Below are 13,266 nucleotides of genomic sequence, written 5' to 3' on the forward strand. Positions count from 1 at the left end.
ACTTCTTGAAAAAGGGTTGTTGAACGGAGTAATGGAAATACGCTGTCTAGACAGAGGTTTTTATCCCCCTAAACTCAAAGGACCATGAAAATGATAAATATTGATAACTAATAATTTTGTCTACTTGCTTAATATATTTCGCGTTCTGTAAGTTGGCAGTAGAGGCAGCGAAGCCGTTTTGTAGAAGGAGTGAATGCATGAGTAATTTTTTTCGAAGTAATGGATTTAAACGTTTTGTTATTCTAGCTGGGATCGCTGTTGCACTTTATTTAATGCGGAGTATGATTAACCTTATTCTTCTGACATTCATTATAACCTACTTAATGAATGAGCTTTCTACTAAGGCGACAAAAGAGTTTAAACGAATCGCACCCATCAATGAAAAAGCGATGATTGTCTCCCTTTACCTCTTACTTGTAGCTGCTATTATTGCAGTGATCTATAAGTATTTGCCGGTTGTAACCCAACAAATTACACAGCTTTTTGATTTGATTGCAGCTTTTAATCTCAATCCGAACGATAATGAGGTTGCGAGATATTTGGCGCCGACATTTGAGAAAATTGAACTTGGAAAATATTTAGAACAAGGTGTTGACCTTACGTTAAAAAATTTAACGAACATTGGGAAAGTCATTTTGCACGTGTTCATTGCACTTATTTTAAGTTTGTTCATCCTTTTGGAGAAGAAACGAATTATTGAATTTACTGCAAAATTTAAAGATAGTAAAATTGGTCCGCTTTACGACGAGTTAACATATTTTTCTAAAATATTTATTCGTTCTTTTGGAAAAGTAATTGAAGCGCAATTTATCATTGCTGCGGTAAACTGTGTTTTATCCGTTATTGCTCTTTCTATTATGGGCTTCCCACACTTAATTGCACTTGGAATCATGCTTTTTATTCTTGGTTTAATTCCTGTAGCAGGCGTAATTATTTCATTGGTACCGCTAAGCATTATTGCTTACAGCATCGGTGGACCGATGTACATTGCTTACATTCTGATTATTGTCGTGGTGTTACATGCGATTGAAGCTTATTTCTTAAATCCAAAGCTCATGTCTGCCAAAACAAATCTTCCTATTTTTTATACATTTATCGTCATCCTATTCTCGGAGCAATTCCTCGGGGTATGGGGATTAATTATCGGTATTCCATTGTTTATGTTCCTGCTCGATATTTTAGGTGTCACGTCTTTAGAGGAGGAAACCCAACGATCTGTAGCTATCAATGACCATAAGTAAACTAAAAGGAAGCATCGCTTTATGCGTATGCTTCCTTTTTTGGTGCCTGCGGTTCTCGCAGGAGTCGAGCAACCCCTCACTACAATCAACAAGGAGGCACGCACACAATTTACCCACTAGTTTGAATAAACCGCGCGTGGCTTTCTTTTAATAAATATGAGAATGAGCAATGCTGTAATGCCTTCAGCAACCGGGAAAGTCCACCAAATTGCTTGCGCGCCGAATAATTTAGGTAGCAATAGGAGTGCTGGAATAAATAAAATAATACTGCGTAGTAACATAATCGTTGTTGCAAGACGGATTTTTTCAATTGATTGGAAAAATTCTGCAAGCACCATATTCATACCTAAGAAAACGTAGCCAATTGCAAAATGGACAAAGCCTTGTGTTGCCATTGTGCGAATTTCAATTTTACTATCTCCAAACAGTTCCATTAATTGAGAAGGAAATAGCATCGCAATAATGGCAATGCTTAAACCGAGTATGAGAGCGGTAGCTAAGCCGATCTTCAAAAGCTCGAGTAAACGTTTTTTTAATCTGGCACCGTGGTGGTAACTGACTAGAGGTTGGAGAGCCATACCAATGCCTAAGAACACAGTTAATAATACCGTATGAATATAGTTAACCATTGCATAGGCTGTCACACCGTTTGCTCCTAAATAGTGCAGAAACGACACATTATATAAAATCACGATTAACGCCATAGAGGCTTCTACAATAAAGCTAGGTAAACCAATGGCGAATATTTTTTTCAAATCGGATACGTTGAAAAAAGTAGAGACAAATTTTAATTCAGACTGCTTTCGGAAGAAATGGAGACATAGTACCGACATGCCGATGATAGTAGAGATTGCCGTCGCTAACGCGCAACCCTTTACACCATAATGGAGTACGAAAATAAATACGTAGTTTAAAAGGATATTTAAAATGGATGTTGTGATTAAACCCATCATAGCAAGCTTTGGGTTTCCATCATTTCGGATGAAAATGCTTAATAAATTTTCGATTGTGTAAAAGACACCGAATATCAAAATGACATGCAAGTATTCTTGGACATAAGGATAAGTCACATCACTTGCCCCAAAAATATAGGCAATTTCCTTTAAATTTAATAAAAGTAATAGCACTAAAGTTAAAACTACCGCCAGCATCGTTGTAAACGAAAGTGTAAAAAGTTGATGTGCGCGTTTTTTATTACCTTCTCCAAGTGAAATGGAGTACAATGTTGCACCGCCCATACCAATCCACAGAGATATGGATAATAAGATGGAGAAAATCGGCACAGCAATATTGACGCCTGCTAGAGCAGTTGGGCCAACGCCATGACTGACAAAAATACCATCGACTAAAATATTTACTGACATCAGTAGCATACCAATCATCGCTGGGAATAAATAAGAAAGAAATAATGGTCTTAATGGTCTTGTTTCAATTGGATTAATGGTCGTCATGAGTACGTACCTCTCTTACCATTACTTTTTCGCCCTTTTCATCGAGTTCCCCATTAAAGACGAACCCAAATAGTTGATAGAGATGGATGGCTACTTTATTGTTGTCATAAACACTTAAAAATATTTTTTCGCAATTGTATGTTGCCTGTAAAAAATCGATTAGCTGTTGCAAAAAGTATTTCCCGAGCCCTTTATGCTGATAACGTTCATCGATTAAATAACGGTCAAGCCATACTCGCTGTGATCCATCCTCATGAGGAAACAGACCATACATTGCGAAGCCGACTACGGTATCCTCCCTATATAAGCCAACGGGTATAAAGCGTTGGTCAGACGCTGCTTCGTCTAGGCATTGCTGTGTCGTTTCAATAAAGTCCTGCTGATTAGCAGCAATGTGTAATGCTAATACGTTTTGTTTGTTTAAAGCTGTGATGTCACGTATTTCCGTGAACATAATGTCAAAACCTTTCTAAATTTATTGTGGATAGCTACAATCTAAAGTATATAGTAACTATATAGTCAAGAAAGGAAATTTAAAATGCTTAATAAAAATGTAAAATATTTTACAACTGGCGAATTTGCCAAACTGTGTAAGGTTAATAAACAAACACTGATTTACTATGATCAAATCGGCCTGTTATCACCTATTATGAAAGATCATAAAGATTATCGTTATTATACAATTGCCCAGTATGATTTTTTTAGCGTCATCGAATTGTTAAAGACTGTCGGTATGTCGTTAAAAGATATTCAAAAGTATATGGCAGATAAATCACCTGAAAATTTTTTAGAGTTAATGCATCAGCAAAAAGCGCTTGTAGCAAAGAAGCGGCAAGAGCTCGAAATGATAGAGAGTATTATAGAAGTGAAAATTGAAACAACAGAGGACGCCTTGCAGACAGATTTTGATAGTATTACGATTGGTCATTTTCCAGAGGAAACATTGTATTTAAGTAAAAATATTGAAGATTCCACTGAAGAACAGTTTGTTAAGGCGGTCTCGGATTTTATTGATGAATTGGATCGCTCGCAGCTTGATACAGGTTATCCGATTGGTGGCATTACTAGAAGAGAGCAAGTTTTAGCAGGGAACTATGATAATTATTGTTACTTGTATATGGAGCAACCACATCCGCAGGAAGGGCATCCTTATTTTAAGGCGATTGAAGGGGACTTTATTATTGGCTATCATCTCGGGTTATCAACAGAACTTGGACAAACGTACGAACGATTATTTAAGGTTATGGCTGAAAGAGGCTACGAGCTGGGGCAGTATGTATATGAGGAATATATTTATGATGCGGTGATTAAAAATCGAGAAGAAGAGTATGTAACAAAAATTATGATGGAAATAACAAAAAAGGCGAACTAGCATAATGGCTGCTTACATAAAAAGAATCTACGACACTGCGGCCGCTGACCCGCAAAGTGAGTAGATTCTTTTTATATGTAAAAGCCCTTAGCAGTTGCATGCAAGTTTATTTGTAATGGTAAGCGTTCGCTCTTGGATTGTTGCGTTGAATTTTATTAAACCATGCTTCGTCTTTTTCTTCTTGTTTTAAGGTATTAACGATGGTTGAGGCACAGTTAACACAAATTTTAGCTTGTGTAATTTTACCGCAACGTTCACATGGTGCACCAAGATTAGGGAAGATAGATGTTTTTAATTTTCCTGTCTTTACCCATTTATATAGTAAGTCAGATGAAATACCTGTTAATGCAACAATTTCATCATTTGTTAATTGACGATTATTTTTCCGTAGTAAAAAATGATGTAATTCCGAGAAAATATCCTCTTCTCGAGCGTCTATTTTTTTTTCGAAAAGTAGCATTTTATTCCTCTCCTTTATCTAGTTATTTAATGATTTCTTTATTTTCAATGACATTGTGAGGGTGTTCGTCATATTTGTAGTTTTCCCAACGATTGCGTGCTAATTTTCGATATTTATTTGAAACACTGCGATCCCCAATCAAGCGTGAGAATCCTTTTTTGGCTTCTCCAATATCGCCGAGGCGAAGGCTTAATTCTGCATGTAAATATAGAATTCGCTCGCTGCCTTCTTGATTGGATGCAAAAGATTTACTGTAAAAATCTCTCGCAGCATATAAATAGTGAATTTCAGATTCGCTTTCATTTTTTAAACGGTAAAGCCAGGCTATTTTCAGTGCGATATTAGCCATTAATAGTGCCTCTTCCATAGAAGCCTTTGCAACGAGGTAGGCTAATTTGTAGCTTATGATAGCATCTTCGATAGTCCGTTCTTGACAGATGTTCATGGGCTTTTGTAGTTCTTTAATATATAGTTCGTCGATTAGTAGCATGAAAGGTCCGTAAGTTCTCGTCATAGATTTATGGTAGGCATATCCGCAATGTGGGCATACAGCAACTTCATACAGCAATGGATTTAAACCTTCATAAACAGGCATAAAATCCGTTTGTTCTTCGACTACTTTATAACGATTCGGACGTACTTTATATGTTGTATATTGCTTTTTACAAAATTTGCAATCCACATTACTTTCGTAGTAGTAAATATTAAAACCCATATGAATCAACTCCTCTGTGTCGAGTTTTTAACATTTCTTTAGTTCTACTTAAATGGACATAACACTCGTTCAATATATTTAATGGATTTTCGACTATTTTAGCAATTCTATGTTTTTTGATATAATCCTTTAGCATTATTAAAGTAGTGTCAAATGAATGGTTTTATTTTTATGTAAAGAGAATGTTAGATTAAATACACTAGCAATAGTATGTATCGGTGGTATATGTGGAAAAGTTAAATAGTTATGCCTACATTGTTAAAATTACGTCAGACATACCTAGAGAGCTTTTTGTTATTCATCTTTTAGTAGGTTTATTATAATACATGTAGGATAATTTTACTATTCATTAATATGCTGAATATAAAGTAACTTTGTGAACGGCTAAAAAGATTAAGGATGTTTCGGTTATGCTCTTTTTGGTGTAAAATAATTGAAATTATTGATAGTTAATTTAAAAGGAGCGCATACATGTATGGATTGCAAAATCGTCTTTTTTGATGTAGATGGTACATTGATCAATTATGAGGATGGTTGTATTGAAAGTAGTACCAAGAATGCTTTACATACACTAAAAAACAAAGGGATTCGATTAGTCGCTGCAACTGGTAGACCACTATCTATGTGTCAGGACTTACATAAAATAGGGATTGATACATTTATTACGGCGAATGGTGCTTATGTTCGGCACGGAGACCAAATCATCTATGCCAGCCCCATCGCTCAAACTATTGTACAAAGTGTTAAAGCTTTTGCTGACGACCATCAAAATAGCTTGTCATTTTTCACTGAACAATTATCGATGAATAGTGTGCAGCACCCTGCAACACTAAAGGCAATGAATGAGACATTGTCTTTAAGACAATATCCGCCCGTCAATAAAAATATTTTAAATGAGCAAGTTTACTTAATGTGTTTATATGTAAATGAACAGGTAGAGAAAAAGTATAGAACACAATTTCCAAATTTGAAGTTTGAAAGATGGCATCCTATGATTACGAATGTTTTACAAGAGGATGTATCAAAAGCAATTGCTGTTGAAGCTGTACTTAGTTATTTCAATTTACATCCAAAAGAGGCGATTGCTTTTGGGGATGGAGATAATGATATGGATATGCTAAAGCAAGTTGGATATGGTATTGCAATGGGCAATGGAAGTGTAGCCTTAAAAAATATTGCGGATGAGGTCACGATGGCATCGAATAAAGGCGGCATTGATTACGCCTTGCGCAAACTACAGTTGATCTAAAAAGAAATGTCAATAGTCAGTAAATATCAAATAATTTGAAATATCAGCAAATTAATATAAATCTTATATAGTAATTAATAATTCGGTAAATATATTTATTTTGCATTATTTTGAAAATTGTAGTTAAATAACCCTGATTTTTAGCTTAATTATTGAAATGTTATCTGTGATTATTTAGAATAATTTTAAATAGATTTGAGGGGGGTGTGATACGATGGCACAACAGATTCTATGTGAAGTCAATAACTGCACGTATTGGGGTTCAGGAAACAAATGTACTGCAGAGGCTATTTACGTTGTTAGTCAAAAAGGTCAGCGGGCATCCAATAGTGAAGAAACAGGATGCAAAACATTTACACCTGAAGAGCATTAAGGCCGGTAGAAGCCGGGGCACAAGAGAAAAAGTGTTAGATTGACGACAATCAATCTAACACTTTTTTGCTTTGCGTTAATGTATGCTATGGAGGATGTTTTCAAATGTCGTAATTGGTTATATCTATTTGAACAATAGGGTAGGTGCATTTTTTCTTTTTACTCCACATAATCCAATGAGTGATACCAGCTATTTTAGCATAATCATCTATTGTTTATAAGTTCTGTCGGAATATATAGATACGAAAATAGCAAGTCTCTTAGTCACCAATATAACACTAACGCTAAACTACAACACCCACCTTCTCTCAAAACAATACGAATATTATCTGGCGTATATTTCGCTTCAAACTTCGTTGTAATTCCAGCAGAAGAAATAAGTTTTTGGACTTCATCTTGATTGGATAGCTGTGCGGCGTTTTTAAGATCATGTGCAAATTGATCAGAACCCTCAATTTTCTCTGTCAGTAATTGCACTTGTTGCATAATTGTTTGCATCCCTTTTGCTGACGTCTTTAACTTTATGGTATTAATAGGCGGATAAGGGCTTGTTGTCGTGGTAGGCATGGCAAGTTGTCTAGGGACATGATGGGGTGTAGGTGGGATAGACATTCCCCAATTTGGATAATGGTTATAAACATAATACGGATAAGGATTGTAATACAGCGGATTTCCTCCCATCCATTTGCTAATCTCTTATGTATCTTATGTAGTTACATAACGTTTTGTGTGAGGCTGTTCTTCTTTCAAGACGGAGCATAAGGCATATATAATGATTTGCATTAAAGGGAATTAAAGAAAAAAATAGAATAAGTAATAGATATTGAGAAAAGGGGGTTATTGCATGAATCGTTTAAATTTAATTACATTGGGTGTAAAAAGTATGGTTGAGTCGCTTGCATTTTATCGTGAAGGGCTTGGTTTTGAGGCGGTTGTCTATGGAGATGAAACAAATCCTGATGTGATTTTCTTCAATAATGGAGGAACAAAAATTTCTCTATTTCCTATAGAACGATTAGCAAAGGATATAAATGAAGAAAACCCACCAAAAGCAGGCACCGACTTTACGGGCTTTACGCTTGCCTATAATGGAAAATCTAAAGAAGAAGTCGATGCAATCTTTTCCCTAGCAAAAAAAGCTGGAGCAAACATTGTGAAAGAGCCTGAAACGGTGTTTTGGGGAGGGTATAGCGGTTATTTCCAAGATCCCAACGGTTATTATTGGGAAGTTGCATATGGAGATACGTGGGAATTTGATGAAACGGATATGTTAATTATTAAATAATAAATAGCGTGCGTAAAATTTAACTAGTTGGACAGAGGGGTTGAGATGGTGCAGCAACCATTTTGGGAGAAAGAGTACTTAGCAGATACGCATTTCGCTTTTGGTAATCCTAGTGAGGAAGTAGTGGAATGGGCAAAAAAATTACCAGCGGATGCACGCATTTTAGATATAGGATGTGGCGATGGTAGACATGCCGTTTATTTAGCACAGCTGGGGTTTAAGGTAGAAGCCATTGATATTTCAGAGGCAGGTATTGCTAAAATAAATAGATACAAAGCGTCGCACCAGCTACATAATTTACAGGCAGATGTTCAAGATATTATTACATATCAGTTTAGCGATACGTATGATTGCATCATTTCACATGGCCTATTTCATTTTTTAGCGCGCGAAGATTGGCATCGCATTATTCAGTTAATGCAAGATTATACCAAGATAGAGGGCATCAATATTATTACTGTATTTACAGACGAAGTTGACATTCCAGAAGATTTAGCACCGTTTGTCAAAGGCATATGTCAAGAAGGTGAGATTAGAGAATTATACGAGCAATGGTCCATTGCATTTTATCGCTCCTATCAATTTGAAGATCAGCATGAAAATAATATAAGACATTGTCACGCAGCCAATAAACTAGTCGCTATAAAAAGAGCATTGTAAATACAGTGATAGTTTTACTTTAGGTTAATTTTGGGTTTATTTCTTAGCTGAAGTATTGAATACACCAATTTTGTTAAGGATAACAAAAGAGGAGGTGTGATACGATGGCACAACAGATTTTATGTGAAGTCAATAACTGCACGTATTGGGGCTCTGGAAACAAATGTACGGCAGAAGCTATTTACGTTGTTAGTCAAAAGGGTCAGCAGGCATCCAATAGTGAAGAAACAGATTGCAAAACATTTACACCTGAAGAGCATTAAGGACGGTAGAAGCCGGGGCACAAGAGAAAAAGTGTTAGATTGATTGAGGTCATTCTAACACTTTTTGCGATGGCGAAAATTTTCTAATGTCGTAATTGGTACATATCTATTTTGTCTCTCTTGAACAATAGGGTATGTGCATTTTTTACTTTTTCCTCTACATAATCCAATGAATAATTGCCAAATGCATCCGTTAAGTCACCAATGGCGCGCGATAAATTATCAATCACAGGAATTAATGTATCAAGCTCCATTGGTTCTTTCCTAGTGTTCATTTCATCCATAATTTCATGAGCAAGATGTTGAATTATTCGCAGGCGTTTGTTTTCAGCTTGCATCATATCCTCCTTTAAACAGCAACTTTTTACACTCAATAAATATATGAAGGTCGTTTACAGTTCATGAGTGATTACTTTCGCTTGAACGTATATGGCACACATAACAAGACAAGGAAAAAGCCAGACTTCATCAAATGGAGTCTGGCTTTGTTTTTTAGTATTGAAATGTAACGCGAACAGCTGCACTAATGGTTAGTTGACCTTGCTCAATGGGGGTTGTCATAGATGAATCAGCCATTGCCATTGATTTATAAAGCACAGGGGCATGATCGTTTTCTTCGATGATTTCAATCGGTTGTGGCTGTACAGATAAGTGCATCGTTTGAGCGATTGTTTTCGCCTTCATTTGTGCATTATGAAGTGCTAAGCTGAGAGCCTGCTGATAGTATTCATCCGCATGCTCAATTTTAAATTGGATGGAGGAAATCTGATTTGCACCATTTTCGACAGCTGTATCAATAACAGCTCCTACTAGATTGGTATCAGGTATTTTTACCGTGATAGCATTTACTACTTCATAGCCTTTAAACATTTGTTTACCTTCTACATAATCATAAATAGGTGTAATCGTATAGGCGGCGGTCTGAATGTTTTCTCTTGGGATAGATAACGCCAAAAGAGCATGAATAACACGATTCATAGAGCTAGCATTTTGGTGCTGCGCTTGTTGTACACTTTCGCCTTGTGTCGTGACCTCTATTTGAAGCTGGACATAACTAGCGTTAGCGACTACTTTTCCATTTCCGCTAACAGTCATTACTCGCGATGTGTGGGGTACTTGTGCCTGGGCATGTGTGTAATACATTTGAATCCCACCTCCCGACTGGTTTCTAGCATGTTAAATCATTTTTAACAATGCTTCTACACCAGTCATTCCTGCAAATATACCTAGTTGCTCCGCTTCAAATGTAACAGATTCAAGAGGGGCGGTTAATAGCTCATCTATCGTCTTCACGCCAACCGCTCGACCTGCCACAATTTTTCGATCTAATAAGCGACTATTTAAAAGACCGACATCTAATGCACCACACATGATGTAGCCTGTATCATTAGATATAGTTAATAACGTTGTTTTTGGTAAATGCACAATCACAGCAGTGAAAAAATGACCTTTAATCATAATAGGTTCAATTGTCACCATGAACATCACTCCTTTTCTCTCTATACATATGGCAATAGATAAAAAGGTGTTCAATATTTCTACTAAAATTCTAAAGCGAAAAAAATCCACTGCGCTTTTGCGTGCACGAAGTAAGCCGCAACCTTCGCTAGCGTGAGGCCTGTTGCGTCTTACGTAGGGTGCATTTTTGCAGAAAGCTACGTGGATTTTAATTTCTCAATAGATAAATTGTGTCAGTGTCAGGCACTGATTATTTTGTATATGAAAGCATAGCTGTTTGTTTTATATTTTTTAGCGCTAATTTAGCCTCATCTTGCGTAGTGTACTCGAACATACGGAATGTATCTTGCTCAAAAACAGTAATAACCCACATTGTAAAATCCCCTTTGTTGTCAATTTGTAGTATAACAGTTGTGTTATTTTGAATAATTGTTATATATCAGTTATGCCCTTTATTTTACACTGATTTTCAAAAAAATAAAGGGCTAAATGAAAGGTTTCACATTTCGTTCAAAATTTGACGTTGCGTAAATGAAAATTATTTAAAAATAAAGATGGGCGAAATAAATTTAAGTAAAAACTGTGAATGATGAAGAAATTGTTTGTTAATTGGTTTTTTAACATATCTTTTTAAAGGGTTTAAGTAAAAACAGGTAGCACCTCAATAGTATAATTTAGCGGCTTTCGTAAATAGTAAGATGAGCTGAAATATGCGAATGAAACATGGGAGGTGATACTGTGATACGTAAAAATGTATTGTTTTTGACGGTTTGCTTATTATTCATGTCGATATGTTTAACAGACATGCGTACCTCTGCAGAAAAAGGACGTAGTGAATATGAGAAGACTGGTGAAGTTGTTTGGGATATAGATACAAAGGATAAAATCGTTGCCTTAACTTTTGACGATGGTCCACATCCAAAATACACCGCAAAAATACTAGATACTTTAGCTAAGTATGAAGCAAAGGCTACATTTTTTATTATTGGTCAAAATGCAGAAAAGTATCCAGAGCTTGTTTCACGAACTTATAAAGAGGGGCATGAATTAGCCAATCATACGTACTCTCACCCGTATAAAGTTTCAATTCCTGATTTACAGGAAGAACTAAGGCAGACAAACCAGATGATTTATAGTATTACTGGCTTTTCTCCTGTTTTATTCCGTCCTGTGGGTGGCAATTATACTGAAAAGATGATCAATACTGCTGTAAACAACGGTTATAAAGTAGTCATGTGGTCTTGGCATCAAGATACACAGGATTGGAAAGAGCCAGGGGCGAATAAAATCGTCCAAAAGGTGTTAGGGGGAACAAAACCAGGAGATGTGATTTTGTTTCATGATGGAGGCGGCAACCGCACTCAAACGATTAAAGCCCTAGAAGAAATCATACCAACCTTAAAAAAACAGGGCTATACATTTGTAACAGTATCAGAATTAATTGAAAAAAAGCAGCAACAAGAGAAAATTCAATAAAAAATAAGCCATTTCATTATATTGAAATGGCTTATTTTTCTCTATAAGAAGCGGATATTCTAGGTATTTATAGATTAGAAAAATAATAAAGGTGCCAACGCAATACCAGCAATTGCTCCAAATGCAAAACCAATGCCAAGTCCAGCGCCAAATCCTGGTCTAAATCCCCAACCCCAAAGACCTAAGCCGTATCCTCTATATTGTCTATCAGGTAGAACCCATACCTGTTTTCTATCCACTTTCGTTATTTTTCCAACATGAACATTGCCAGATGTATCAGTAATTCTTACACGTTTACCGTGATATTTACAGCAAAGATTATAACAATCAGTTGGATTCACAAGAATCTCCTCCTTTCTACGTCCTTACAAGTTAATATATGCCGTTGCATACATTTATCACTAGCCGATTGTCTATTGGAAACATAAGCTATCGTAAGGGGGTGCGTGAATGTCGGTAATATCAACAGATGATTGGCTACATGAGTTCAAAACTAGTCGGAAATTGAAGCATAGTAGAGAGTTTGAAGATTTACAATGTACGATTCTTTGTAGCCGATTACTAGACCATTTTAAAGGTGGAACGCCACAACAAATCCAATTTGAACTACAACAACAAGGGTTGTTTCGAGCGCATGAAAATATCGATATAAAAAGCCTGCAAGCGCAAAATGCTTGGCAAATTATACGAGAGGAATTGTTCTATTTAAAGAAGAAATGGAGCGGGCCTGATATACCCATCTATATTTTTCCTCTAACACAGGAGCAAAGTGTCACAAATAAAAATGGAGTTGCCTATCCAGATGCTCTATTTTTATTTATAGGAGAATTAGAAAGGCAAGAGTTACAGGCGTTATTTGCACATGAGTATAATCATGTTTGTCGACTGCACTACTTAAACAAATCATTAGAGGAAGTAACGCTATTAGATTCATTAATTATAGAGGGCTTAGCGGAATGTGCAGTGGATGAATTATACGGTGCGAAATGGTTAGCGCCTTGGTTGAAAGATTATTCTACGGACAAAATGTTAGCTATATGGAAGACATACTTTTTGCCTAACATGAATGTTAAAGGTTTAGATCATCATATTGAGTTTTTATATGGTGGGAGGCTTCCTTCACATATAGGATACTGTATTGGTTATGAAATGGTCCGAACATATATACAAAAGCATGCATCAAATAAGTTACATGAAAAACATTCTGAAGAAATACTTAAGGGTTCTATATTTTCGGTATAACTAAAAACCAGTTGTCGATACA

19 protein-coding genes are annotated in these 13,266 nt (G+C 36.1%); 9 read left to right on the top strand and 10 right to left on the bottom strand.

The annotated features are described in order from the left end of the window. The first annotated feature begins 197 nt into the window (after nt 1-197). On the top strand, nt 198-1,241 hold the full coding sequence (locus LS41612_RS01690) for an AI-2E family transporter (RefSeq protein ID WP_024364014.1): 1,044 nt from the start codon (nt 198-200) through the stop codon (nt 1,239-1,241). A 116-nt stretch (nt 1,242-1,357) separates the two neighbouring features. Here LS41612_RS01690 and LS41612_RS01695 read toward each other — a convergent pair whose 3' ends face one another. After that, nucleotides 1,358-2,692 (bottom strand): MATE family efflux transporter, encoded by a 1,335-nt coding sequence (locus tag LS41612_RS01695; protein WP_024364013.1) that lies wholly within the window; start codon nt 2,690-2,692, stop codon nt 1,358-1,360. Next, nucleotides 2,679-3,146 carry a GNAT family N-acetyltransferase gene (locus LS41612_RS01700; RefSeq protein ID WP_024364012.1) on the bottom strand — a complete coding sequence of 156 codons (468 nt, stop codon included), beginning with the start codon at nt 3,144-3,146 and terminating at the stop codon, nt 2,679-2,681. Before LS41612_RS01700 ends, LS41612_RS01695 begins: the two co-directional genes overlap by 14 nt. Nucleotides 3,147-3,230: 84 nt before the next feature. On the opposite strand from LS41612_RS01700, the gene LS41612_RS01705 reads away from it, so the two are divergent. Beyond that, nucleotides 3,231-4,064 carry a MerR family transcriptional regulator gene (locus LS41612_RS01705; protein ID WP_024364011.1) on the top strand — a complete coding sequence of 278 codons (834 nt, stop codon included), beginning with the start codon at nt 3,231-3,233 and terminating at the stop codon, nt 4,062-4,064. Between the two features lie 106 nt (nt 4,065-4,170). Here the strand turns inward: LS41612_RS01705 and LS41612_RS01710 are convergent, their stop codons facing one another. Together LS41612_RS01710 and LS41612_RS01715 are read right to left on the bottom strand one after the other, a co-directional pair. Beyond that, complete coding sequence (locus LS41612_RS01710; RefSeq protein ID WP_024364010.1) at nt 4,171-4,524, bottom strand: hypothetical protein; 354 nt, start codon at nt 4,522-4,524, stop codon at nt 4,171-4,173. 22 nt (nt 4,525-4,546) lie between these two features. Next, nucleotides 4,547-5,239, bottom strand: coding sequence for a DUF2225 domain-containing protein (locus LS41612_RS01715; protein ID WP_024364009.1), 693 nt, complete (start codon nt 5,237-5,239; stop codon nt 4,547-4,549). A 475-nt stretch (nt 5,240-5,714) separates the two neighbouring features. On the opposite strand from LS41612_RS01715, the gene LS41612_RS01720 reads away from it, so the two are divergent. Next, nucleotides 5,715-6,488, top strand: a complete 774-nt coding sequence (locus tag LS41612_RS01720; RefSeq protein ID WP_024364008.1) for a Cof-type HAD-IIB family hydrolase — start codon at nt 5,715-5,717, stop codon at nt 6,486-6,488. Between the two features lie 214 nt (nt 6,489-6,702). Then, the gene (locus LS41612_RS01725) at nt 6,703-6,861 is read left to right on the top strand and encodes a DUF1540 domain-containing protein (RefSeq protein WP_069508162.1); all 159 of its coding nucleotides are present in this window, start codon (nt 6,703-6,705) and stop codon (nt 6,859-6,861) included. 263 nt (nt 6,862-7,124) lie between these two features. Here LS41612_RS01725 and LS41612_RS01730 read toward each other — a convergent pair whose 3' ends face one another. Beyond that, entirely contained in the window at nt 7,125-7,541 is a 417-nt protein-coding gene (locus LS41612_RS01730) for a YuzC family spore coat inner layer protein (RefSeq protein ID WP_233433826.1), read from the bottom strand. A gap of 163 nt (nt 7,542-7,704) precedes the next feature. On the opposite strand from LS41612_RS01730, the gene LS41612_RS01735 reads away from it, so the two are divergent. From LS41612_RS01735 to LS41612_RS01745, 3 genes are all read left to right on the top strand, one after another. Beyond that, nucleotides 7,705-8,145, top strand: coding sequence for a VOC family protein (locus tag LS41612_RS01735; protein ID WP_024364006.1), 441 nt, complete (start codon nt 7,705-7,707; stop codon nt 8,143-8,145). A 45-nt stretch (nt 8,146-8,190) separates the two neighbouring features. Beyond that, the gene (locus LS41612_RS01740) at nt 8,191-8,805 is read left to right on the top strand and encodes a methyltransferase domain-containing protein (RefSeq protein WP_024364005.1); all 615 of its coding nucleotides are present in this window, start codon (nt 8,191-8,193) and stop codon (nt 8,803-8,805) included. 104 nt (nt 8,806-8,909) lie between these two features. Further along, entirely contained in the window at nt 8,910-9,068 is a 159-nt protein-coding gene (locus tag LS41612_RS01745) for a DUF1540 domain-containing protein (protein ID WP_069508156.1), read from the top strand. A gap of 83 nt (nt 9,069-9,151) precedes the next feature. Here the strand turns inward: LS41612_RS01745 and LS41612_RS01750 are convergent, their stop codons facing one another. The 4 genes from LS41612_RS01750 to LS41612_RS23630 form a co-directional block, all read right to left on the bottom strand. Further along, nucleotides 9,152-9,406, bottom strand: coding sequence for a hypothetical protein (locus LS41612_RS01750; protein WP_024364004.1), 255 nt, complete (start codon nt 9,404-9,406; stop codon nt 9,152-9,154). A 154-nt stretch (nt 9,407-9,560) separates the two neighbouring features. Next, nucleotides 9,561-10,211, bottom strand: a complete 651-nt coding sequence (locus tag LS41612_RS01755) for an SIMPL domain-containing protein (RefSeq protein ID WP_024364003.1) — start codon at nt 10,209-10,211, stop codon at nt 9,561-9,563. A 33-nt stretch (nt 10,212-10,244) separates the two neighbouring features. Beyond that, nucleotides 10,245-10,547, bottom strand: coding sequence for a YunC family protein (locus LS41612_RS01760; protein WP_024364002.1), 303 nt, complete (start codon nt 10,545-10,547; stop codon nt 10,245-10,247). 229 nt (nt 10,548-10,776) lie between these two features. Then, complete coding sequence (locus LS41612_RS23630) at nt 10,777-10,899, bottom strand: hypothetical protein (RefSeq protein WP_255313814.1); 123 nt, start codon at nt 10,897-10,899, stop codon at nt 10,777-10,779. A gap of 410 nt (nt 10,900-11,309) precedes the next feature. On the opposite strand from LS41612_RS23630, the gene LS41612_RS01765 reads away from it, so the two are divergent. After that, nucleotides 11,310-12,002 carry a polysaccharide deacetylase family protein gene (locus tag LS41612_RS01765; RefSeq protein ID WP_227665478.1) on the top strand — a complete coding sequence of 231 codons (693 nt, stop codon included), beginning with the start codon at nt 11,310-11,312 and terminating at the stop codon, nt 12,000-12,002. A 74-nt stretch (nt 12,003-12,076) separates the two neighbouring features. Here the strand turns inward: LS41612_RS01765 and LS41612_RS01770 are convergent, their stop codons facing one another. Beyond that, nucleotides 12,077-12,343 (bottom strand): hypothetical protein, encoded by a 267-nt coding sequence (locus tag LS41612_RS01770; RefSeq protein ID WP_024364000.1) that lies wholly within the window; start codon nt 12,341-12,343, stop codon nt 12,077-12,079. Nucleotides 12,344-12,452: 109 nt separating this feature from the next. On the opposite strand from LS41612_RS01770, the gene LS41612_RS01775 reads away from it, so the two are divergent. Further along, entirely contained in the window at nt 12,453-13,244 is a 792-nt protein-coding gene (locus tag LS41612_RS01775) for a DUF2268 domain-containing putative Zn-dependent protease (protein ID WP_024363999.1), read from the top strand. Nucleotides 13,245-13,266 lie beyond the last annotated feature (22 nt).

Origin of the sequence: Lysinibacillus sphaericus (assembly GCF_002982115.1) — a bacterium.
GTDB lineage: Bacteria > Bacillota > Bacilli > Bacillales_A > Planococcaceae > Lysinibacillus > Lysinibacillus sphaericus.